Below are 25,703 nucleotides of genomic sequence, written 5' to 3'. Positions count from 1 at the left end.
AAAATACGATGACGAATTTACCAAATATAAATGATTCGGATATTGCCATTATTGGCATGTCTTGCCGTTTTCCCGGTGCAAAAAGCATCGAGACATTTTGGCATAACCTCAAAAGTGGGGTGGAATCTATCACTGCTTTTTCTGATGAAGAACTGCTTGATGCTGGCGTTGATCAAGCCACGCTTGCTCAGCCTGAATACGTCAAAGCTGGGGGCGTTTTACCGGATATCGATATGTTTGATGCCGAGTTTTTTGGCTTTACACCCAGAGAAGCTGAGATCACAGATCCGCAAGAACGTATTTTTCTTGAATGTGCTTGGGAAGCGCTCGAGGATTCGGGCTATACCGCTAAAACGCATCAATATGCCATTGGCGTGTACGCCAGTGCCAATTTGAGCTCATATATTATTGATAATCTGCAAACCGCAGATAAATCTCGTGACGTGTTCGAGTTTTTCCCGAAACTGATTGGTAATGATGCCGATTATGTGGCGACGCGAGTGTCATACGAGTTGGATCTCACAGGACCAAGCATGGGGATCGCGACCGCGTGTTCAAGTGCTTTGGTGGGTGTCCACGTGGCGTGTCAAAATTTACTCAATGGTGAGTGTGATATGGCACTTGCCGGTGGTGTGGGCTTAGTGTTGCCACAGAAAAAAGGGTATGTGTATTACGATGACATGCATGTATCCGACGACGGTCATTGCCGAGCATTTGATGCGCAGTCGACAGGCACGGTATTTACCAATGGCATGGGTGTGGTGATCTTAAAGCGCTTAGATGATGCGTTGGCGGACGGTGATATTATTCATGCGGTTATCAAAGGCTCTGCGGTCAATAATGATGGTGGCATGAAAGTTGGTTACATGGCACCGAGTGTTGAAGGTCAGGCGGATGTCATTGCGGATGCGCTGGCTGTGTCTGGCGTCGATCCGAACAATATTTCTTATGTTGAAGCCCATGGTACCGGCACGCGCCTTGGCGATCCGATAGAAATTGAAGGCTTAAGCCTTGCATTTGAAGCGCGAACAGGCGATAAGCTGCCAATTGGCACGGTAAAAAGTAATATCGGCCATATTGGTGCAGCGGCAGGGATCGCAGGCTTGATCAAAACTGTGCTGGCATTGAAGCATCAGCAACTGCCGCCAAGCTTGCATTATAATACGCCAAATCCGAACATTGACTTTGATGACAACCCTTTTTATGTCAACAGTGAACTGGCGGACTGGCAAGCCAATGATGGCCAGCCTCGCTGTGCTGGGGTGAGTTCATTTGGTATTGGTGGTACCAACGCGCATGTGATTTTACAAGAAGCGCCTGTCTTCGCTACACAGCCAGAATCTCATCAAGCAGAACGTCCAAAACATGTCTTAACCCTGTCGGGAAAAAGCGCAGACGCGCTAAACCAACAAGCGCTTAACTATGCAAATTACTTAGACACGCAGACAGCAGCAAGCTTGGCTGATGTGTGTTTTAGTGCTGCTAATCAGCGTACACACTTTGCACATCGTTTGACCTTAGTTGCCAGCTCAATCCAGGACGCACAGCAGCAGCTGCGCGATAAAACTTATCATATTGATACTGCATCAGAGGATGCGCCTAAGCTCGCGTTTTTATTTACCGGACAAGGTGCGCAGTATTTGAATATGGGTAAGCAGTTATTTGAAACGCAGCCGCTGTTTAGAGAATCCTTAGAGCACTGTGATGACATCTTACGCCCACTGGATGTACCTTTGTTGGATTTGCTTTACAGTGACAATGCTGACGCTGAGGTGCTCAATCAAACGGTATACACCCAGCCTGTACTGTTTTCATTAGAGTATGCGTTGGCAAAACTTTGGCTGTCATGGGGCGTGCGTCCAGATGCCGTTATGGGGCACAGCGTTGGTGAGTATGTGGCGGCTTGCATAGCCGATGTTTTCAGCTTAAAAGATGGCTTAACCCTCATTGCAGCCCGTGGCCGCTTAATGCACACACTGTGTGAAAAAGGCGCGATGTTAGCCTTGCCTGTCAGTGAAACGCAGGCGCTGTCGTTGATAGCACCTGTGCAAGATAAGGTTTCAATTGGTGCGATTAACGGCCCTGATAGCGTGGTTGTTTCTGGTGATAGTGAGTCGATAGCAGCCCTATCAGCGAATTTGGCGCAGCAAGGCATCACAGCAAAACCACTGGCGGTTTCCCATGCGTTTCATTCAAGCATGATGGCGCCGATGTTGGCTGAGTTTAAGCAAGTTGCCGCAAGTATCGATTATGCATTGCCCACACTGCCAGTATGCTCTAATGTCACAGGGGAAAATGTCAGTGATGCGCTGACAGATCCTGAGTATTGGGTCAAGCAAGTTCGCCAGCCGGTGCGTTTTTCTTCGGGTGTGCAAACGTTAGAGGCACAGGGCGTCACTGCATTTATCGAGATTGGGCCAAAACCTGTGTTATTGGGGATGGCATCACATTGCTTCACAGCGGATACCCCTGTGCTGCAATTACCCAGCTTACGTGAGGGCGAAGATGATTGGCTGCAAATCTTAGAGAGCTTAGGGCAATGGCATGCCTGTGGTGGCTTTGTAGATTGGCAAGCGTTTGATAAGGGCTATGGACGCAATAAAGTGTCATTGCCAAGCTATCCTTTCCAACGCCAACGTTATTGGATTGAAGCAGAAAAGAATGCAACAGCCGCTCAGCCTGAAGAAACCCACCCCTTACTTGAATTTTTGTTCCAAGATGATTTAGCGCATTTTGAGCAGTTTAAACGCCTCAATAGCCTTGTTGATGACAAGGTAAAGGCGATGGAGCCGCATGAGCGTTTGAAACTGTTACAGGTGTTTGTAGAGCAGGATAAAAGAAGCCGAACTGTAACTAAGTACTATGATTCTACAGCAAATTTAGAAACCCAAGATTATCATTTAGAGGAAGGACGATTCCTAAACTTTGGCCCATTTTTTGACATGGTGCCAGGCTTTTCTTGGGTACTGGCCTTTTCTGATGCACAAAAATACCCTGAGCATTCTCGCTTAGTGCTCAATGCACAAAAGTCTATGCGTGAAGTGTTATTTAGAAAAGTCGATTTTGATGCCTGCGAAAAAGTGATGGACTTTGGGTGTGGTTTTGGCACAGATATTTGTGTGCTGGCCAGAAAGCACTCGCACCTGCAACTCAGAGGCTACAGTATTTCCGGGGAGCAACTTGAAGCAGCCAATAAAAAGATCGCTAAGTTTGGGTTAGAAGATCGCGTTGCGGTGTTCAATCGAGACAGTGCCATTGAAGAGTTCCCAGACCAATTTGATTTGATCTTTGGTTTTGAAGTTGCACTGCATATTAAAAATAAAACCGCGCTATTTGCCAACATAGGTAATCACCTCAATCAAGGCGGCAAATTAGTCTTGGCAGATATTATTTCCAATACGCTGTTTGACATTGACCACGGTGAAACATCATCTTTCTTAATCACCAAAGATGAATGGGTTGAGCAGTTAACAAAAAACAACTTAAAAGTTGTTGATTGCATTGATGCCAGCCATGAAATCGCAAATTTCCTTGAAGATCCTCACTTTGAGGAGAATTTAGCGACATTTGATTTAACTGAAGAAGCACGCGTAGGGATCCGCTCACACAATCAATTAGGTGGACTATTGCGTCGTAAGTTGGCGAGCTTTGTATTACTGACCGCAGAAAAAGATACGCAGTTAAGTGCACAAGAGCTAAGGCGCATTAATGAGGCGGGCTTGAGTAATTGGATGACCTATACCGAGTTATTAAAAGGTCGCCCAACTCAAGCATTGCTGTCAGAGAGCGTGTATGAGACACGTTGGCAGCCAAGTGAGATCAGCACGTCAAATCATGACACTGAGGCCGGACATTGGCTGATTTTTGCTGACGCAGGTGAGCAAGGTCAGCAATTGGCAGAACAGCTGGAAAAAGCAGGTCATCTTTGCACGCAAGTATATGCAAAAAATGGGGTAGCAGCGCTGACGACGTCTGATTCGTCACAAGGTATTCACTATCACCTAGACCCAAGCGCGCCGGCGCAATTTAAAGCTCTGCTTGCAACAGTATGTGCGAATGAAACTACACCACTTAAAGGCGTCGTGCACCTTTGGAGTCTCGACACACCGACAAGTACAGAGTTAAGTGCAACAGCGCTCACAGATGCGCAATCATTGAGCTGTGCAAGTGTCTTGCATCTGCTTCAAGCGCAAGCTGAGCATGCTGAGTCATGCAAGCTGTGGTTGGTAACATGCAATGCCGTGCAAGTGGCGCAACAAACGCATCCGTTGAATATTGCCCAATCGAGCTTGTGGGGACTTGGAAAAGTGATAGCTCAAGAACACCCGCAATTATGGGGCGGCATAATAGATAACCCGAGTGTGGGTGACTTGGTGAGAGAAATTATCTCTGATGATCATGAAGACCAAGTGGCTTACACAGAAGGTGCTCGTCATGTACCCCGAGTTATCAGCGCACCGCAAGATGAAAGCGGAACCTTGACTGAGCTAAATGCGCACAGTCGCTATCTGATCACAGGTGGTTTAGGTGGGCTGGGACTCATGTTGGCTAACTGGATGGTCGAAAAGGGGGCGCGCAAGCTAGTATTAACTGGGCGCAGTGCACCATCTGACGCGGCAAACGCTGTGATTGCACAGTTGCAAGCTCGCGGTGCCGAGATACAGCTTGTAAACGCAGATATCGCTGATGAGGTACAAGCGACTAGGCTGTTTAATGAGATTGCAGGTCAGGGGGCGTCACTGAAAGGCATTATTCACGCAGCGGGTGTGATGGACCAAGACGCGTTAACGCACCAAGGTTGGGCGCGCTTTAGTCAGGCGATGAGCGCAAAAGTTGAGGGAAGTTGGCACCTACATCAATTGTCTAAAGACCTAGAGCTCGATTTCTTTGTGTGTTTTTCTTCTTTGTCTGCCCTGTTAGGTGGTCTTGGTATGGGCAGCTATGTTGCAGCTAACACCTTTATGGATGCACTTGCCCAGTTACGTGCTCAGCAAGGACTGCCCGCGCTCAGTGTCAATTGGGGTGTATGGGCTGATGGCGGGATGTCAGCGGATATTGATGAGGGAGTAAATAAATCACAGAGTGAGTTCATTCTAGACGCTGCATCTGGCTTGGCGATTTTAGATAATTTAATCACTCGTCCAGATGTGACCTGTAATGCCGTACTACCAGGCGACAGCGCTAAATTCTTGGAAATGTTCTATCCGGTACAGGTGCCGCCTTTCTTATCTGAACTGACACGAAGTGAGTCTGATAATGATATGTCATTCTCTATTAAACACCTGCTTGAACAAGCGAGCGCTGAGGATCATGCCCGGATGTTGGCGGAGTTTATCCAAAGTAGCCTTGCTGAGGTATTGAGAATGGACACAGCGCAAGTCGATCTCCACAAGCATCTCAATACCATGGGGCTGGACTCACTGCGCGCAGTGGAATTTAGAAATCGGATCCGAACTGAGCTCAATATCGATATTCCCATGGCCAATATTATGAACGACATCAGCGTGATGGATCTGGCCGGTCAACTTGGTGCACTGCTCGTTCAGACGCCAACTGATGAAAAAGAAGCGCTGCTCAACCAATTGGACTCAGCAGAGTTAAGTGGTGAGCAGATCGATGCGCTTTTTGATGAATATTTCGGTTAGAACAATTAAGCAGGTTAACCTAATGAACAACACCCAAGACAATAAACAAGCCCTGACGACGGAACAAAAGCGCGCACTACTTCAACAGAAATTGCGCGCTGAAGTGGAAACCAAAAAGCAACAGGCAAATACGGGCAAAGAGCAACTTGCTTATATCAGTGAGGCATTACCGACTGTAGAGGCAGATCCGGAGGGGCGCTTTTTGCCTTTCCCACTCACAGAAATTCAGCAAGCTTACATGTTAGGCCGACAAAGTAGCTTTGACTTTGGTGGGTTTGCTTGTCACTGGTATCACGAAATTGATTGCCCTTATGACGAGGCACAGTTTGCAGCGTTTAATCAGGTCTGCCGACAGCTTATAGACCGCCACGATATGTTGCGGGTTGTGATGTTACCCGATGGTCAGCAAAGAGTCCTTTCACCGCAAGAAATTCCGCCCTATACCATTGAGGTGACGGATCTGAGTGCACAGCCAGAAGCTGCAAAAGCATCGCAACTGGCCGAACTTCGTGAGCAGATGTCACATCAAGTGATTGATGCTTATACTTGGCCTATTTTTGATATTAAAGCGGTGCGTACTGGCTCGCAGTCGGTTAGGCTATTTGTCAGTGTCGACATGCTGGTGGTTGACGGTTACAGCGGGTTTTTGCTCTACAAAGAGCTATATCAAATGATGAATCAGCCAGAGGTTGCGCTGCCACCGTTACCGCTGAACTTCCGTGATTATGTGCTGGCCACGGACAAAATCCAAGAGACAGCATATTACAAAAAGTCATGTGATTACTGGTTTGACCGTATTGATAACCTACCACCCTCAGCAGAGCTACCTTTGGTGCCCGCAGTGGACGAAGATACTCAAGTCCGGTTTAGCCGCAGACACGATACCATCCCCGCTGATGTTTGGGGCAAACTCAAAGCACGAGGCGCCAAATTGGGGTTGACGCCTTCGAGTATTTTGACCGCTGTGTTTGCGGAAATCTTAAGTATTTGGAGTAAGAGCTCGCACTTTATTCTTAATGTCACGCAGTTTGACCGCTTGCACCCTCAGGTCAATGATATTGTGGGTGATTTCACCTCTCCGATGTTAGTCGAAATTGACAACACCACCACTGAGTCGTTTGAGCGCCGTGCCGTGCGTATCCAGCGGCAGTTATGGGAAGATTTAAGTCACAATGCCATCAGTGCTGTTGGCGTGTTAAGAGAGATGACACGACGTCGCAAAGGGGCGTATGTCACCATGCCAATTGTATTCACCAGTACCTTGTGGTCAGGCTCTGAGCAGGAAAGCTTTGCAGGCGACATGTCACCAAAAGGATGGCTTGGCGACTCGGTATATGGCATCACGCAAACCCCTCAAGTGCTCTTTGATCATCAATTGGCGGAAATTAAAGGTGAGCTGATTGTGAGTTGGGACTGCGTTGAGGAGCGCTTCCCTGCAGGATTATTAGAAAGCATGTTTAATGCGTATTGTGACATGCTTACCTTGCTGGCCACCGATGAAACAGCGTGGCAAAAGGCGTCATTCCAAGATGAGTTGTTAGCGACTCAATTGATGCATCGTGCGCTTATCAATGACACTGCGCAAACGCCTTCAGAAGCGCTTTTACACGAATTATTTATAGCGAAAGCCATAAAAAACCCAGATGCAATCGCGGTGATCTCTGCGTCTCGAACCTTGACCTATGGTGAGTTACTAGACCTTGCTAAGCGCACTGCTAATTGGCTACAGCAACAAGGTGCTGAACCCAATACCTTAGTTGCTGTGGCAATGGAAAAAGGGTGGGAGCAAATTGTTGCTGTGCTGGGTGTCTTGATGTCAGGTGCTGCTTATTTGCCAGTGGATGCTAATCAACCTGATGCTCGTCGCCACGCTATTTTAGCCGATGGGCAAGTGAGCTTGGTATTAACACAGCCGCAATTTGAGACGCTAGCGTGGCCCGCTGATTCGCTGCAACTTATCATCACTGATGAGAATCTAGCACAGCAAAATACCGAAGTAGCAGATGTCTCAATCAGTGCCGAAGATCTTGCCTACGTGCTGTACACCTCAGGCTCAACAGGCAAGCCAAAAGGGACCATGCTACCGCATCGTGGTCCAGTCAATACGATTTTAGATGTGAATCGCAAATTGGGGGTCACAGAGAAAGACAGAGCAATTTGTCTCTCTGCGCTTAACTTTGATTTATCCGTTTACGATGTATTTGGTCTTTTGAGCGCAGGGGGCGCGTTGGTGATCCCCGAACATGGCGGGCTGCGCGACCCCGCTCACTGGCGAGAACTGATAAATACGCATCAGGTTACGCTTTGGAACACAGTTCCTGCGCTGCAGCAAATGTTGGTGGATTACCTTGAGTCCAGTGGAGGTGATTTAGCATCGAGTATGCGACTGGTTATGATGAGCGGTGATTGGATCCCTGTTGATTTACCGGATCGCATTCGTCAATTGTCGTCGGATGTGATGATTGTTGGATTAGGTGGCCCAACAGAAACCTCGATTTGGAACAATCATTATGTGATTGAAGAGGTTGACCCCAGTTGGACAAGTATCCCATATGGTAAACCACTTGCGAACCAAACCCTACATGTCCTAAACGATAAGTTAGAGCCTCGCCCTGTTTGGGTGACGGGTGATTTATACGTGGGTGGTCGAGGCTTAGGAAAAGGGTATTGGGGAGATGCGCAAAAAACCAATGAAACCTTTATCACTCATCCGCAAACCGGTGAGCGCCTGTATAAGAGTGGCGATCTCGCTCGCTATCTACCAGATGGTAATTTAGAGATCATGGGGCGCTCTGACTTTCAGGTGAAGATCCGAGGTCATCGCATTGAGTTAAATGAAATAGAATCAGTGATCAGTGAATATCCGGGCATTCGTGACGCGGTTGTTACCGCAGTGGGCGGTGAGCGCAACCTGCAATCGTTGGCGGCATTTGTGGTGCCTGAAGGAACTGGGCAGCCTACTGGCGATGGTGAACAGGCAGAGCAAGAGGAGGTGATCTTAGATCAGTTTGCAGGGTTAGAATTTAAACTGACGCAGCCGGGTGTACGCAAAGTAGAAGACGGCATGGTTGAAATCCCCATTGCCGCGCCAGAGGTGGTGGAGTCAGCTTGGCTGACACGACAAAGTTACCGTGAGTTTCGTCAAGACCCATTAGCACAAGAGCACCTTGGTCAGTTGTTGTCACACCTAAGTGCAGTAACGCTTGAGGAGACACCTCTCCCTAAGTATCGCTACCCATCCGCAGGTAGCTTGTATCCTGTTCAGTGTTACGTATACGTCAAACCAAACCGCGTAGCAGGACTCGAAGGCGGTGTGTATTACCATCATCCAGTGAGAAACTCGCTACTGCAAATGGCCAAAACAAATGACATAGGCGAGCAAGTATTTGCTGGCAACATTGATATTTATGAGGAAGCCGCGTTTGCAATTTTCTTGATCAGTGATCTCAGTGCCATAGAGCCTTTATATGCGCATTACTCCGAGCGCTTTTCACTTCTAGAAGCCGGACATATAGGTCAGATGTTGATGGAGTCTTCGACACGCCATGGTATTGGCCTTTGCCCGATTGGCAAGCAGGATCTCTCTGCAGTCGAGGCACTATTTGGGTTAGGTGAGCGTCATTTACCCCTGTATACCTTCCTTGGCGGAGGCATTGATCCTGAGCAGACGCGTAAACTGTCGCGTCCGGTGTCAAAAACAGCGTCTCTTGCAGATAAATTGAAAGACTTCGTCAGCGCAAGACTGCCAGATTATATGGTGCCGAGTACGTTTGAGCTACTTGAGGCCTTGCCATTAACAGCCAATGGCAAGGTGGACCGCAAGGCCTTACACGCGCAAATTGACAATCAAGAAATCGAGAAACCTGAATTTGTGGCGCCGGACAGTGCACTTGAAAAGTCCATTGCGCAGATTTGGGCAGCGTTGTTGGGACATGACAATATCGGTATTCATGATAACTTTTTCGAAGCCGGGGGAGACTCCATGCTGATTGTCAGGATGCAATCTAAGTTGAGGGAAATTTATCACCAAGAGATCCCCGTTACCAAGCTATTCCAGCACTCAACGATAGATGCGCTTGCGCGTTATCTTGGTCAAGAGGAGAAGGTAGAAGAGGCAATAGCCAGTAAGGCAGATAAACGACAAGATCGCCGAGGCTCAACGCAGCGACGCAAGCAAGCACGTAAAAAACATCGATCAAACCCGCAGGAGGGTAGCTGATGGGCGCGCATTTACCTCATGAGTCTGATATTGCGATTATTGGTATGTCTTGTCGCTTCCCAGGAGCGCCAAATATAAAGACGTTTTGGGAAAATCTCAGAGAGGGGAAGGAGTCTGTTTCTTTTTTCTCTGATCAAGAACTATTAGATGCGGGCGTTGATCCTGATCTGCTGGCGATGCCTAACTATGTGAAAGCAAGCCCAACGCCTTTTGATGTCGATATGTTTGATGCCGACTTTTTTGGTTTTGCCCCCAAAGAAGCGCAGATCATGGATCCGCAGCAGCGGATCTTTTTGGAGTGTGCGTGGGAGGCATTAGAAGACGCAGGTTTTAAAGCGGGTGAGACAGAGGAAGTGGTTGGTGTTTATGCAGGCGCTGCACTTAATAGCTACTTTTTTGACCACCTCACGCCAGAGGATGTCGGGCTAGCTGGACTGGCAGGTAACGAAAAAGATTACTTGAGTACTCGCATCGCATACAAGCTAGATTTGAGAGGACCGGCTGTCACTATTCAATCTGCCTGTTCTAGTGCCTTAGTTGCGATTCATATGGCGTGTCAGAATCTGCTCAATGGTGAATGTGACGTTGCCCTTGCTGGTGGCGTGGCTATTCGCAACTTTGCAAAAAGCGGTTATCTCTATCAGGAGGACATGATCTTCTCTCCTGATGGACATTGCCGCAGTTTTGATGCGGACTCTAAAGGCACCTTATTTGGGAATGGCGCAGGCATTGTGGTGTTAAAGCCATTAACAGAAGCAATGGCGGATGGGGATACCATTCACGCTGTTATTAAAGGCTCTGCCATCAACAATGATGGTGCGCAAAAAGTAGGGTACACAGCGCCCAGTGCCGAAGGGCAAGCGGCGGTGGTGATGGAAGCACAGGCCATTGCTGATGTTGAACCAGAGTCCATTTCTTATATTGAAGCACACGGCACTGCGACCGCGTTTGGCGATCCTATTGAAATCGCCGCACTGACTCGTGTATTTAGAGAATCGACTGACAAAGTCGGGTTTTGCCCAATTGGCACAGTGAAATCTAATTTTGGCCACCTCGATGCAGCAGCGGGCGTAGCAGGGTTAATTAAAACCGTGCTGGCGCTGAAAAACCGACAAATTCCACCCAGTTTGCATTACCAGTCACCCAATCCCAATATTGATTTTGCCAATAGCCCGTTTTACGTGAATACCGAATTGGCAGATTGGCAAAGTGAAGATGAGCCCCGCCGTGCCGGGGTGAGCTCGTTTGGCATTGGCGGCACCAATGCCCATGTCATCCTTGAAGAAGCGCCGAATATTGTCGGTCAAGCACCTGAAGTCAATGCGCAGCGCCCGCAACATTTATTGACGTTGTCGGCTAAAACCGCACCGGCCTTGAATGCCCTTATCGCGTCATATGACAGTTGGTTTACTGAAAATCCACAGTCAGATTTTGCGGATGTTTGCTATAGCGCTGCACAAGGGCGGAGCCACTTTGCACATCGCTTAAGCTTGGTTGCAGGCTCTATTAGTGAGGCTCAAGCCCAATTGCGAAGCCATCAGTACCAGCAAGGTATTGCCACAGAAGCCGCACCAAAAACGGCCTTTTTATTTACCGGCCAAGGCGCACAATATTTTGGTATGGGTCGCACGCTGTTTGAAACGCAGCCGTTGTTTAGAAATACACTGATGCGGTGCGATGCAATTTTGCGTCCATTAAATGTGCCGTTACTGAAACTACTTTATGAGCAAAGTGAGGCGCCAACTGACATCAATCAGACGGTGTATACGCAGCCTGTATTATTTTGCATTGAGTATGCCCTCGCGAAGCTATGGCAGTCATGGGGTGTAAAGCCAGATGTCTTGATGGGACACAGTGTGGGTGAATACGTCGCAGCGTGTATTGCAGGTGTATTCAGTTTAGAAGATGCGTTAACACTTATCGCAGCGCGAGGTCGTTTGATGCACATGCTGTGCCTTGGCGGTGAAATGTTGGCATTGCCAATCAGCGAGGCCAAAGCGCAATCCTTGATTGCTGATAGCAATGCGCTCTCAATTGCGGCGATAAATGGCCCGCAAAGTGTGGTGCTCTCAGGAGGATCAGATGCGATTGAGCAGCTTGCTGCGGGCTTATCTGAGCAAGGGATCCAAGGTAAAAAACTGGCCGTGTCTCATGCTTTTCATTCTGTGATGATGACGCCCATGTTAGATGAGTTTGAAAAGGTCGCAACGGCGGTTAGTTATGCGAAGCCTAAGCTACCCATTTGCTCGACGGTTAGTGGAGATATGAGTGGTGAAGCGCTTTGCTCAGCTGCTTATTGGGTGAAACAGGTGCGCCAACCGGTGCGCTTTGCTGCGGGTGTCGAGACACTGCAAAAACAGGGTATTCAGGTGTTACTGGAAGTCGGTCCAAAGCCTGTTCTGCTTGGCATGGCAAGGCAGTGTTTAGCGGATGATACCGAGATTATTCAGCTCCCAAGCTTGCGAGATAACAAGCCTGATTGGCAGCAATTGTTAGAAAGCCTAGGGCAGTGGCACAACCAAGGAGGCGAGGTTGATTGGCTCGCAGTTGATGCTGATTATGCGCGAAGTAAAGTGCACCTGCCGACCTATCCGTTTCAGCGTGAACGCCACTGGGTTGAAAAAAAGACCTCAAAGCCACGCACTTACCAAGATCCTAAACTGCACCCTTTACTGGGCAAAAAGCTGCGTTTGGCTGACTCAGATAAGATTTACTTTGAGTCTGAAGTGGATGTGTCGGTAACGACTTGGCTGAGTGAGCATCGCTTTTTTGATGCCATGGTATTTCCTGCGACGGGTTACCTTGAGATGGCCATGGCTGCGGGTAAAGCGGTGACTGCTGCACAGGACACACTGCATATACAAGACATTAGGTTTGAGCAAGCTCTGATCTTGGAGCAGACAGGTTCTCAGATCATGCAAGTGGTTTTAAGCCCGAGTGAGCATGGCTATGAGTTTAAAATATTGAGCCAACAAGATGGATCAGTATGGCAGGTACATGCATCAGGGAAACTCGCCGCGAGCGTGCCAACCTCTTCGCCACGTGTAGTGACGTCAGCGGAATTACAAGCTCAATGCCCTGTTGAGTTAAGTGTTGATGAACATTACAGTATGGCCGGTGAGCGCGGTGTTTATTATGGACCAAGTTTTCGTGGCATCACGCAGTTGCAAAAAGGCAACTCAATGTCCTTGGCACACGTTCAATTGCCCGAATGTATCACCACCAATGAACTCTCTCACTATCATCTTCATCCAGCCCTGTTTGATGCTTGTATTCAAATCTTAGGTGCTGCCGTTGCCAAGCCTTCTGAAGGGACTTTTATGCCGATCGGCTTGGATGCATTGACGGTTCATCAGCAAGGCGTGCAACAGCTATGGAGCTTTGTGCGTTTGATTGAGCAAAGTGATGATCAAGTGATCACGGATATCGCCTTATTTGATAGCCAAGGTAAATTGGTTGCTGAAGTCACCGGATTTAAAATTGGCCGTGTGGCTGACGCGACAGTGATGCACCACTTTAAAAACCAGTCGAACGACTTTTATCAGATAGAGTGGCAACAACAACAGCTCATTTCTAAAGTTCACCTTAATAATATTGGCCAAGGTACTTGGTTGATATTGGCGGATAAACAGGGCACAGGGAAAAAACTAGCAGACAAACTAGAACAAGAGGGTAAATCTTGTGTGTTGGTTTATGCCAGCACGGGTAGCCGAGCTGATAGTGCCCAAAGTGAGAGTATTCAAAGTGATGCTAAATTATCAGTGAACCCATCCGATCCAACTGAATTTAAACAGCTTTTAAATCACTATTACACCGAGCAATCTAGCGCGCCTGTGGCGGTGATTAACTTGTGGAGCTTAGGCGCCCCTGATTCTGACGAGTTATGCCAACAATCATTGCTGCAAGCACAAGATCTTGTCTGTGCAGGTACCTTACACTTGGTACAGGCAATGGCTGAACTGGGCTGGTCGAGCAAGCTGTGGCTGGTGACTCACAATGCGGTCAGTACTGGTGCCAATATCTCAGAGATAGCCGTAGCGCAAGCGCCTCTGTGGGGCTTAGGCAAGGTGATCGCGATGGAGCATCCAGAGTTGGCCTGTACATGTGTTGACCTGAGCCAAATTGATGACATTGGGCCTTTATATGCTGAACTTGGCGCGGATAATAGTGAAGATCAAATTGCTTTACATGGTCATGATCGCTTTGTCGCGAGGTTGGTACAGCATGATCCAAAGGGAGTAAAAGATGAGCTAGATTTGCCTCAAGGCGCATTTAATATGCAGATGGCTGAAAAAGGTGCGCTCGATGCGCTGGCGCTTGTGAATGTCTCTCGCCCAGCACCAAAACAAGGCCAAGTTGAGATCCAAGTGCGTGCTGCGGGCCTAAATTTTAGAGATGTGCTCAATGCATTAGGCATGTATCCGGGCAGTCCCCCGTTTGGTGGAGAGTGCGCGGGCGAAATCGTGGCTGTTGGCGAAGGTGTCACAGAGTTTAATGTCGGGGATGCCGTCATTGCAGCAGCACCGGATAGCTTCAGCAGGTACGTGCTGGTTGACGCAAGTGAAGTGGTGGCCAAACCTGAGCAGCTTAGCTTTGAAGCCGCAGCGACTATCCCTGTGGTGTTCTTAACTGCTTGGTATGCACTGAACGAACTTGCCAAATTGTCTAAAGGGGAGCGAGTGCTGATCCATGCGGGTTCCGGTGGCGTTGGTATGGCGGCGATACAAATTGCGCAGCTTGTAGGTGCAGAGGTATTTGCCACCGCAAGTCCCAGTAAATGGCCGCAACTTGAAGCGATGGGCGTTCAATACATCATGCATTCTCGTACCACAGAATTTGCCGAGCAGATCATGGCAGTGACCCATGGGGAAGGGGTAGATGTAGTTTTAAATTCATTGACTTCAGATGACTTTATTCCAAAAAGCTTATCAGTATTGCGAACGGGTGGACGCTTTTTAGAGATCTCAGTGGTCAATACATGGCTGCCTGAGCAGGTTCAGGCATTTAACCCTGAATTGGCATACCATCGGATAAACCTAGCGCAATTGGGTCAAGACCAGCCAGATTTAGTTCAAGGCATGATGAAAAAGCTCATGTGGCTATTTAAGCAAGGTGAGCTTAAGCCTCTGCCATTCAGAGCTTTTCCAATTAGCCATGCAATTAATGCGTTCCGCTACATGCAGCAGGCAAGACACAGTGGAAAAGTCATTTTGACTGTGCCTTCAAGTGAGGAAAATCAGACACCTGTGTGCCAAGATGCGACTTATCTTATCACTGGTGGACTGGGTGATTTAGGATTAGAAGTCGCCACACTGCTAGCGAAGCAAGGCGCTCGCCATCTTGTTTTAACTGCAAGACGCGCACCGACGGAACAAGCCGCAAATGTGATTGCGCAGTTGCAAGCGACTGGCGTGCAGGTTCGTGTTATCAGGGCAGACGTTGCCAATGAAGCCCAAGTAACCGATATATTTAACCAGATAGACGCAGACATGCCGGCATTAAAAGGCGTTATTCATGCGGCTGGGCTGTTGGATGATGGCGTGCTAGTGCAACAAGATAAGGCGCGTTTTGAGCGCGTGATGGCACCTAAAGTTTTAGGCAGCTGGCACCTTCATACATTGACAAAAAATAGCGCGTTGGACTTTTTTGTGTGCTTTTCTTCAACGGTTTCTCTGTTGGGATCAGCTGGACAGGCAAACTATGCAAGTGCCAATGCCTTTATGGATAGCTTGGCTCACTACCGCAGACAAATGGGCTTACCTGCATTGTCAATAAACTGGGGCCCTTGGGCCAGTATCGGGATGGCAGCCAGAATGCCCGGTCACGAACGAGAGCAAAGTCGCTTGCATGCCATGGGGGTGACCCCAATTGCACCTGAGCAAGGCATGGCTCAGTTAACAAGCTTGTTGCACCAAGCCCATCATGCACAAGTTGGCGTTTTGCCAGTAAATTGGACCCGTTTCTTCAGTCAGTTACCTAAAGTACCTCATTTTCTATCTGTATTGGCTTCGGATGACGTGCCTGTGGCTAATACGCTTGGGATTAAACAGCAATTAGCGCAAGCCAGTGATGACGAGTACGCCCCCATATTGACTGAGTTTATTCGTAATAAATTGAGTGCAGTGCTTGGCATGACCGCAAGGCAAATTGATGTTCAACAGCCGCTAAATAGTATGGCGCTTGATTCTTTGATGACGATTGAGCTGCGAAATCGGATCCGCTCAGAACTGGGAGCTGAGCTATCCATGGCGCAAATCATGAAAGCAGGCACCACTGTATTAGACTTGGCATCAGAGCTAGATCCTCGGCAAGGGGTTAATGTTAAACCCACAGAGGCGTTGCAAGTGGGTGAAGAGGAGTTTGAGCTATGAGTGCGGCGGAAACGGTTCGTTCACTACTTGCTGATCTCAAGGAAATTGGCTGTCGGATTTGGGTTGAAGATGGCAAGTTAAAAGTGCGTACCTCAACGGCGGGGATCTCACCCGCTTTGAAGGCGCAGTTAAAGGCCAATAAGGGGGATATTCTCACTTATTTGATGCGGCCACCAAGTGCAGCGATTAGCCAACCAGAGCCAGATCACGCAGGCGGCTATTTGCAATTGCCTGCATTGCAACGGTGTGATCGGACGTCGATTTTTGAGCTGTCTTATGGGCAACAGGCATTTTGGTTTTTATACCAAAATGCGCCAAAAAGCCCGGCATATAATGTGGCCATGCCGTGGCGCATTTTGTCTAAATTGGACACTGGAGTACTTCAGTCAGCACTGCAAGCATTGTCAGATAGGCATCCATCGCTGCGAACCACATTTTTTGAGCAAGATGGGCAAGCAATGCAAAAGGTTCATGCTCATCAAGGGGTCGAATTAACGTTACAAGTTGCTGACAAAGACAGTGAAGAGGGCGTGTTTAAAAAAGTCAGGGAGGCTTATTTGCGTCCGTTTGACTTAGAAGAAGGTCCATTATTTCGAGCGCATTTAATCACTCAAGCAGAGGACAAGCATGTCTTATTAATGACCATCCACCATATTGTGTTTGATGGTTGGTCGTTATGGAATTTAATGTCTGAGTTTTTATCTTTATATGAGTCTATAAAGGGACATCGTCCTTCAGACCTATCGCCTTTACCTTGGTGTTATCAAGATTATGTCAGTTGGCAAAATGCGCTGTTCTCCAGTAATGCAGGAGAACGTCTTTGGTCTTATTGGCAAAAGCAGTTGTCCGATCCGCCAGCGCCCCTTGATTTACCGGCGGACAGAGCTCGTTCAGCGCAGCAGCTAAATATAGGTGCTTCCGTTAATTTTACTCTGTCAAAAGCCTTGACGGAACAGCTGAAAACGTATGTGAATGGTACTGGCAGCACCTTATACGTGGTGCTGTTGGCTTGTTTTCAAGTACTCTTGCATCGCTATACTGGGCAACAAGATATTTGGGTTGGATCAGCGGCGGCGGGTCGCAGCCTTGATGAATTTAAAGATATTTGCGGCTGCTTTTTTAATTTTATTGTACTGCGTGGAAAACTAGAACCACAGCAAAGTTTTGCCTCATTTTTGACACACATGCAGCATACGACGTTAGAGGCGTTGGCGCATCAAGATTACCCGTCGCTGTTATTAATTGAGCGTTTAGCGCTGCAAAGAGAGAGCGATAGGTTTCCACTTTTTCAGGTGGAATTTAACCTTCAACAACCGCAGCAAGGCCATGTGTTATCGCCCGCTTATTCGGCGACGAGTAGCAGTAAAAGTCAAACTATTCACAGTGCTGGGCTGACACTTGAGCCCTTTAAAATGCCTCAGCAAGAAGGCCAGTTTGACTTGAGCCTTGATGTATTGGATGTGGCTGGGCAGTCTTTATCAGGCATGTTTAGATATAATGTGGCACTGTTTGATGAGGACAGGATCCAGCGCATGCTGGGTCATTTTGAAGTGATTTTACAGGCGGTGGTACATGAGCCACACACATCGATTGCACAGCTCCCTTTGCTGACGGAGTCTGAGCAACAAATGTGGGTGAAAAAGCCATCTGTCAGCAGTGAGCATGTGCCAAGGACAACATGTGCCCACACCTTGTTTGAACAACATGCAGCAAGCAACCCAGATGCAACGGCGGTGATCTTTGAAACGCAGCAGCTGAGTTATGGTGAACTCAATGTGCGGGCTAATCGCTTGGCACATCATTTACGCCGCAAGGGCGTCGGCCCAGATGTGTTGGTTGGCTTGTTTGTTGAGCGCTCAATCGACATTGTGGTTGGTATTTTGGCAATCCTCAAAGCGGGTGGTGCTTATGTTCCCCTTGATCCTGAATATCCGGCAGACCGCCTGAGTTTTATGGTCGAGGATGCCGATCTTCAAGTATTACTGTGCCATGAGGCGACACAAGCGCGTTTGCCAAAGTGTGAGGTGCAGACGTTAGATATGTCCTCAGCAGCGATAGCAAAAGAGTGCACCGAAAATCCAGAGCCGCTCTGTGGTTCAAATAACCTTGCTTATATCATTTATACCTCGGGGAGTACGGGTAAGCCAAAAGGCGTGTGTGTTGAGCATCGCAACATTGTTCGGCTTTTTGACTCTACCCAATCAACCTATCAATTTGGTCGTGATGACGTTTGGACATTGTTTCACTCACATGCTTTTGACTTCTCAGTGTGGGAGATCTGGGGGGCGCTTATCTATGGTGGTTCGCTGGTTATTGTGCCCTATACGGCGACTCGAACACCGGCATTGTTTTATCAGCTATTGAAAGAAAAGCGAGTAAGAGTTTTAAACCAAACGCCGTCTGCTTTTTATCAGTTGATAGAGTATGAGCAAACGTTAAGTGCACCGCAACGAGCATCGCTGGCACTGCGTTGGGTCATTTTTGGCGGTGAGGCGCTCGCGCCAGCACGCTTAAAACCTTGGTATACACATCGCGGTGAGCGGGGACCAACGCTGGTAAACATGTATGGGATTACGGAAACGACGGTGCATGTGACTTTGCATGTGTTACAGCCACAAGATGCAGAGAATACCTCAAGCAACATTGGCATGCCTATCTCAGATTTACACGTCTATATCTTAGATCAATGGGGACAGCCTGTGCCTGTTGGTATCCCTGGAGAGCTGTATGTTGGTGGAGCTGGGGTTACTCGAGGTTATCTGAATAGGCCTGAACTTAACGCGCAACGATTTATTACCGATCCGCTGAACAGCGAGAGTGAAACACCTTGTTATCGCACTGGCGATCTTTGTCGACAGTTATCCGATGGCACACTCGAATATCTGGGCCGAGTAGATACACAGGTTAAAGTACGCGGTTTTCGAATTGAGTGTGGCGAAGTTGAAAGTGCATTGCTATCACATGCTTTGGTTAAAGCTGTGGTGGTTGATGCCTGGGGAGAAGGTGAGAGTAAGCAGCTAGTTGCTTGGGTTAGGTTAGATGATATGGCCGGTGATCCGCCGCAACTATATGATTTTAAATCACATTTACGCGCGTTGTTACCTGGTTGGATGATCCCAACGCGCTTTGTCTTTGTGGATACTTTACCACTGACGCCCAGTGGCAAAATTGACCGACGCGCATTAACCGTACCCGACGCGCAGCTGTGCGACACAAGCCCATCGTACAGTGCGCCGCGCAACAGTTTGGAAGCGGATTTATGTGAGACATTTGCTGAGTTACTTGGTACATCACGGGTTGGTATTCACGATAACTTTTTTGACCTAGGCGGCCACTCAATCTTATCAATGCGACTGCTATCTATACTACGAACAAGGCTTGGTATTGACGTGCCGCTCAGTGTGCTATTTCAACACCCGACTCCAAGTACCTTGGCGCTGGCAATCCAAGAGAATAAGCATTGGCAAGAGAGCCTGCTGGTGCCGCTGCAAAGTGGTGGCTCAGAGGCGCCACTGTTTTGTATTCATCCGGTGGGCGGCAGTGTATTTTGCTACCAAGCTTTGGCTGAATCACTTGGGACATCGCGCAGTATTTATGGTGTACAGGCTTTAGGCTTGGAGGGCGAAGCTGAGCCGCTCGATGATATTAAAATGATGGCTGCACAGTATGTGAAGGAGATTATTACACGTTACCCAGCAGGTCCTTATCACTTGTATGGTTGGTCGATGGGCGGCGTTATTGCATTTGAAATAGCGCACCAGCTACTTGCTGATGGGCGCGAAGTCGGCATGATTGCGATAGCTGATTCAACTTTGCCAAGCCTGAGTACAAACCATCAAGCCCCTAAAGATGATGAGGTCTTATTGCACCTGCTGGCTGAAACTGGTGAGCTCAGAGAGGCTGTATTTGCCGAGCTTCAAGATATTGAACCTGAGCGCCGCTGCGCTGTGTTGCGAGCACGTCTTGCACAGGCCAAAAATCCACTCGGTCCTGATGAAATAGCGCAATTGTTGCCTATCTATCGTGCCAACCTCAGTGCGCTATCAGCGTATCAAGCAAATGCCTTGAATAAGGAAATCCTTTACTTCAGCGCTGCAGAGCGTCTTGCAGGACAGGGCGACAGCTTGCGATCCGGTTGGCAAGAGGTTTCAACAAAAGTAGTGTCTTTTGAGATAGTGGGTAGTCACTTCACAATGCATGATACTGCGGGCACTGAGCAAATTTCAGAGCATATCACTGCGTATCTAACTAACTAAACAAAGCCATGATTGGCACCTAAGGCCCCGCACTCGGGGCCGAATTTAGTTTAAAAGCACATTGAGGTGATGTGAGAAGTGATGCCTAAGCTAAGTTCATTTTCACTGTTTGCTAGTTCACCATTGGGTGAAGTTGGCAATTTATAAATGTTTTAAAAATTAACGCTTACAAGGAGCGCAACATGAGCCACGAAGCATCATTATGGGTTGGTGGAACAGAGAACCCGCAAGCAAAAATGAGGTTATTCTGCTTTCCCGCCGCAGGTGGCGGCACATTGGCCTTTCGAGGTTGGGCGCAGCAATTACCTTCGGATATTGAGGTACGCCCGATAAGGTTACCGGGAAGAGAAATGCGAATTGGTGAAGCATGTTTTGATGATGCCTATCAAGCTGCCGACGCGCTGGCTGATGGTCTGAGTGACTATTTGGATAAACCATTTGCTTTTTTTGGCCACAGTATGGGGTCGTTATTGGCATTTGAATTGACGCGGGCCTTACGTCGACGCGGTGGACCAATGCCACAAATACTGATGGTGTCCGGGCGCCGCGCACCGAGTTTGCCGCTATCTCGGCCTTTTTATCATACCTTGCCAGATACGCAATTTGTTGATGTGTTACGCACACATTATGCAGGTGGCACCTCTGAAACCGTGTTGCAAGAAGCCCAATTGATGGCACTGTTTATGCCAGTCATTCGTGCCGACTTTGCCATCACAGATGTTTACAGCTATGTATCCGAAGCGCCTCTTGATTGCCCTATTCATGCTTTTGGTGGTGAGGATGAGCCCGAGTTTGGTGTGGCTGAGCTTGACGTTTGGCGCAATGAAACGAGTGGCTATTTTAATCGAACATTATTTGCAGGCGATCACTTTTATCTAAATGAGACTAGTCGCGCTGCGCTACTTAGTTACATTTCTGAAGTGCTTCAAGCACAGCTTAGGGCGCAGTGATGAGATTTTTAGGAAAATTTTTGGGCAAATTTTACGGGTCGCGTCGTTGCAGGTGTTTTCATTAATGAAACTGGTGAATTTGGTCAAAAGAGGCAAGCAAAAAATGGGCATACGGATCTGCGTATGCATGGGGCACCGAGAAACAACAATGATTAGAAAAGAAGGATAATTTTGTGAAATCTATGAAGCGTCCATCAGACTGTGAAAACCTGACGGACATCCGTCACGGCATTGATTCCATTGATCAAGAGATCATCAAACTGTTGGGAGAACGCATGGAATATGTGTTGTCCGCTGCGCGTTTTAAACCAAACCAAGCCAGTATTCCTGCACCAGAGCGGGTTGCCGCCATGTTGTTGGAAAGGCGTCAATGGGCTGAGCAACACCAGTTGCCAGCTGATTATATTGAGTCGTTGTACCACGGAATTATTCAGTGGTTTATCAGCCAGCAAACTCAGCATTGGCGAGCTAAGCATGGGTTACCTGTTGATGAGGATTAACCGCTCAATTTTTTGCATATGCCAGTGATAGCAGTACTGAGCTTAATGTGTAGCTCAGTGCTGTATTTTTCTGGTTCCTACTTGTACAAGGAAATTTAAGAAAATGAAAATGTATCTTTCGATTAGACACATGATTTATCAAATACGAAAAAACATCTGCCAAGTCGGATTATTAGTGTCTGTTCTATTTTGCTCAATGCACAGTGTGGCGCAAGTAAAGCAAGACTTTGATTTTGATGTCGACAATGCGGCATTGGATGTTGTTGGTTTTGGTAGTCTGCCAGCTCTGCGCGAGCACGTATCGGCAAATTATGGTGATGCATCACTGGTATTTCGTTATGCAATTTTGCTAACAAACGCGTGGTACGATGCCACCGCTGCTTATCACCCAACTGCGGTTGGTGTCTATTCGCACTTAGGCCGCAGACCGCAAAGTGAGGCAACAAACAGAAATATCAATATTGCCGTGTTTTATGCGTCATATCATGTACTCAATAGCTACATGCCAACGTACAAGCCAACTTGGCGTAAGCTATTGCTTGATGTTGGCCTTGACCCAGACAACAACAGTACAGATATCACCACACCGATTGGTTTAGGTAATGTGGCTGGTAAAGCGGTTGTCGCAGGCCGCCTTAACGATGGTATGAATCAATATGGTGATGTCGGCAGAACATTTAACCCAACGCCTTATGCGGATTATACAAACTACAAGCCAGTCAATACGGCGTATAAATTGAAAAACCCGTCACGTTGGCAGCCAGATATGCAGCGCAAAGGGTTGGGCTTGTACAAGATCCAACAGTTTGTAACTCCACAATTTGCATTGGCAGAACCTTACTCATATGAAGATCCGCGTGATTTTGAAATGCCGCCTCCGCACAATAGTAACCACCGTAATCGCAAAGCATATCGTCAGCAAGCGAAAGAAGTACTAGAAGTATCGGCAAACTTAACTGATGAGCTTAAGCTTAAAGCTGAGTTATTCGACGATAAATTCAGTTCATTATCTTACTCTGTTGCATCAAATACGACCGCGAGAAACTTACCGCTTCTCGACTTCATGCAATTTGAATTTGTGGTCAATATGGCAACATTTGATGCGGGTATTTTTGTTTGGCAAGAGAAATACAGATATGACGCTGTAAGACCTTTCAGTGCAATTCAAAAGCTATTTAAAGATAATGTTGTAGAGGCATGGGGCGGTCCAGGTAAGGGCACGGTTACCATGAAAGGCAGAGACTGGAAGAGCTACCTTGAAGAGGCCGACCATCCAGAATATCCGTCTGCATCGACTTGCTTTTGTTATGCGCATGCACAAGCAGCAAGGCTGTATTTTGGCGATGATAACATGACGTTTAACTTGACTTACCCTGCAGGTAAATCACGTATTGAGCCGGGTGTGACACCAGCGAAAGACACACTAATCACCTACAATACATGGTCTAAATTTGCAGAAGAATGCGGGCAAAGCCGTGTATGGGGTGGCGTACACTTCCAAGCAGCTGTTGATGAAAGTGCTGAGTTTTGTCCTATGTTTGGAAACCTAGCACACGACTATATGACAAAGTTAGTAAACGGTACTGCTGAGCTGAGAGCGCCGAGTAAAGGTCGAGACCTAGACACCTTGCCAGAGCGCTTTAAGTTTACAAAGCCGTCAGATAAAGATGATGATGACGAAGATGAAAGCTAATTTAATCGCTGGTGGTTAAACTCCACGGCGATTAATGATAGAAAATCAATGAGCGCTGATCTAACGTTGTGAGCACCTCACATGTTTGATTGGCGCTTATTTAATTGTGTTTACTACTTTTAATTCGTAACTTATGTGGTTTGTAAGTGGTTGCAAACTAAAGGGGGTGATTTTAGTTCCTGATATTGGTCTGGTTTTTATTGAGAATGATTTTTATTCGTGATAGTGTCATGGGTACTGAATAACATAGTTTGTTCAGTTGTCGTTTTCAGTCAGTAGTATTTTGTTCAACAACCTTTTATCAAGAACTTATAATGTATTTGTCTGTAAAGAGTAAAAAATCCTTGAAGTCCCATGTTGAGTCGCTCACAGGGTCAATCGAACGATATCGACTGGAAGTTAATCGCTTCCTGACCAGACGTGTGGGCTGTGCCGATACGGCTGCTGACATTTTCCAATCCGTCGCAGAAAACCTGCTAAAGCGTGATCCAAATCCTCCCATTGAAGATGTTCGAGCGTTTTTATATCGAGCCGCTAAAAATGCAGCGTTTAACCTGCAGCGCTCTGAGCGCACGAGAGCTGAATTAAATGTTTTGATCGCACCAATGATGGATGAGCGGGATGAGCGCACCCCAGAGACCATCGCAGAATCTGGGGAGAATGTTATAAAAGTTAATCAAGCTATTCAGGACTTACCGATACTAACGCGTCAAATCTTTACCATGTATAGACTTCATGGGATCAGCCAAAAAGACATCGCCCAGCAGCTAGGAGTCAGCCTTTCCACTGTGGAGAAACACGTAAAAAAAGCACTTTCTCATTGTTTCACATGCCTTTATGACTAAATATTACGGTTTTTTACGCGTGACGTGTATTCTATAATAGGAAGACATTGAAGCCTTTGGGCTTCATAGGACACGATACGTTAATTGAGGAACAAGCTGTGAATAACCAACAGCCTGACAAGCGCCTATTAAGAGAAGCGTTTGACTTAGTGGTCGCAGTTTACGATGACCCAAAAAGTAGATCACAGTTGGATGCTTGGCGAAAGCAGTCACCCATGCATGAACAAGCAGCAGCAAAGGCGGAGGCTGATTGGGCGATCTTGGGTCTGGTAGAGCATGTGTCTTTATCTCTTTTTGATAAAATTAAGCTCGCCATTCAATTGAGATTGGAGCGTTTTGCAGAAGCACCTCTTAAACTTATTCCTCCTCTAGGTATCGCTATGGCTTTATCGACGCTCTTGTATGTCAGTGTCGATGAGCAAGCCCCTACTCCCATTCAGCCTTCAGTCGTTAAGGTGGTTACTCCGACTAGTAAGCCCAAAGTGTCGACTAAACACTATCAAACTGCATGGGGACAACAGCAAACTGTTGAGCTAGAAGATGGCACTGAGGTTTGGTTAGATTGGAGTACTGATCTTAAAGTCTCAATGACGGACTCAAGTCGACATGTCTCTTTGCTCAGTGGTAAAGCGCTGTTTAGTGTGCAGCCCGATCCGAACCGGCCTTTTACAGTGACCAGTGACAGTGCAGTTGCAACGGTACTCGGTACGCAGTTTGTGGTGAGCAAACTGGACCATCAAGCGGTAGAAATTGAAGTATTAAGTGGTGCGGTTGGTGTGAGTGACACAAATCACAATGTGACCAAACAACTAGGTGAGTCTGATGTTGTAAGGGTCACAGATGGCAAGCTCAGTGAGGTCAAAACCAGACCTTTGGCCGAGATAGGCGCATGGCGAGACGGCATCATTGTGTTTGAGCAGAGGCCGTTGATTGAAGCACTTGAAGTCCTGCAACCTTATACTTCTTATCTATTGGACACCCGCTATATTTATGATGGGGAACGCCCAGTTTCAGGTACATTCATTCTGAATAAAGGGGATGATGCCCTGCGAGCTATTATGCAAAGTTACCGCTTAAGTGGTGATGTAGAAGGTCGCAATACATTGGTACTGCGTTCTGAAACGCCTCAAAGACCTCTCTAGAAAGTTTATTTTATTTTTTTGATTAATTTTTTACGGGTACAGCCAGCTTAATTGTCTACCTAGCTAAGAACCGGTGAGTTTG

General features: G+C 47.5%; 9 protein-coding genes. All 9 read left to right on the top strand.

The window, feature by feature from the left end:
• Nucleotides 1-8: 8 nt before the first annotated feature.
• Entirely contained in the window at nucleotides 9-5,645 is a 5,637-nt protein-coding gene (locus N477_RS03640) for a type I polyketide synthase (RefSeq protein WP_063364356.1), read from the top strand.
• On the top strand, nucleotides 5,629-9,864 hold the full coding sequence (locus N477_RS03635) for a non-ribosomal peptide synthetase (protein WP_196760572.1): 4,236 nt from the start codon (nucleotides 5,629-5,631) through the stop codon (nucleotides 9,862-9,864). Before N477_RS03640 ends, N477_RS03635 begins: the two co-directional genes overlap by 17 nt.
• Entirely contained in the window at nucleotides 9,864-16,235 is a 6,372-nt protein-coding gene (locus N477_RS03630; protein ID WP_063364354.1) for a type I polyketide synthase, read from the top strand. Before N477_RS03635 ends, N477_RS03630 begins: the two co-directional genes overlap by 1 nt.
• Nucleotides 16,232-20,491, top strand: a complete 4,260-nt coding sequence (locus N477_RS03625) for a non-ribosomal peptide synthetase (protein WP_063364353.1) — start codon at nucleotides 16,232-16,234, stop codon at nucleotides 20,489-20,491. The genes N477_RS03630 and N477_RS03625 overlap by 4 nt, the downstream gene beginning before the upstream one ends.
• Nucleotides 20,492-20,673: 182 nt before the next feature.
• Nucleotides 20,674-21,441, top strand: a complete 768-nt coding sequence (locus N477_RS03620) for a thioesterase II family protein (protein WP_063364352.1) — start codon at nucleotides 20,674-20,676, stop codon at nucleotides 21,439-21,441.
• A 182-nt stretch (nucleotides 21,442-21,623) separates the two neighbouring features.
• A complete protein-coding gene (locus N477_RS03615) occupies nucleotides 21,624-21,941 on the top strand; it encodes an isochorismate lyase (protein ID WP_063364351.1) in 318 nt (105 codons plus the stop codon).
• Nucleotides 21,942-22,044: 103 nt separating this feature from the next.
• The gene (locus N477_RS03610) at nucleotides 22,045-23,634 is read left to right on the top strand and encodes a vanadium-dependent haloperoxidase (RefSeq protein ID WP_063364350.1); all 1,590 of its coding nucleotides are present in this window, start codon (nucleotides 22,045-22,047) and stop codon (nucleotides 23,632-23,634) included.
• A 314-nt stretch (nucleotides 23,635-23,948) separates the two neighbouring features.
• On the top strand, nucleotides 23,949-24,479 hold the full coding sequence (locus N477_RS03605; protein WP_063364349.1) for an RNA polymerase sigma factor: 531 nt from the start codon (nucleotides 23,949-23,951) through the stop codon (nucleotides 24,477-24,479).
• A gap of 98 nt (nucleotides 24,480-24,577) precedes the next feature.
• The gene (locus N477_RS03600) at nucleotides 24,578-25,621 is read left to right on the top strand and encodes a FecR family protein (protein WP_155731787.1); all 1,044 of its coding nucleotides are present in this window, start codon (nucleotides 24,578-24,580) and stop codon (nucleotides 25,619-25,621) included.
• Nucleotides 25,622-25,703: the final 82 nt, after the last annotated feature.

This window comes from Pseudoalteromonas luteoviolacea H33-S (assembly GCF_001625695.1).
Lineage (GTDB): Bacteria > Pseudomonadota > Gammaproteobacteria > Enterobacterales > Alteromonadaceae > Pseudoalteromonas > Pseudoalteromonas luteoviolacea_B.
This window is presented reverse-complemented; position numbering and strand designations above follow the sequence as displayed.

Excerpts from the sequence above, each read along its gene's own strand:
- N477_RS03615 (WP_063364351.1), top strand. The coding sequence starts at position 21,624 with ATGAAGCGTCCATCAGACTGTGAAAACCTGACGGACATCCGTCACGGC.
- N477_RS03620 (WP_063364352.1), top strand. The coding sequence starts at position 20,674 with ATGAGCCACGAAGCATCATTATGGGTTGGTGGAACAGAGAACCCGCAA.
- N477_RS03605 (WP_063364349.1), top strand. The coding sequence starts at position 23,949 with ATGTATTTGTCTGTAAAGAGTAAAAAATCCTTGAAGTCCCATGTTGAG.
- N477_RS03640 (WP_063364356.1), top strand. The coding sequence starts at position 9 with ATGACGAATTTACCAAATATAAATGATTCGGATATTGCCATTATTGGC.
- N477_RS03625 (WP_063364353.1), top strand. The coding sequence starts at position 16,232 with ATGAGTGCGGCGGAAACGGTTCGTTCACTACTTGCTGATCTCAAGGAA.
- N477_RS03635 (WP_196760572.1), top strand. The coding sequence starts at position 5,629 with ATGAATATTTCGGTTAGAACAATTAAGCAGGTTAACCTAATGAACAAC.
- N477_RS03630 (WP_063364354.1), top strand. The coding sequence starts at position 9,864 with ATGGGCGCGCATTTACCTCATGAGTCTGATATTGCGATTATTGGTATG.
- N477_RS03610 (WP_063364350.1), top strand. The coding sequence starts at position 22,045 with ATGAAAATGTATCTTTCGATTAGACACATGATTTATCAAATACGAAAA.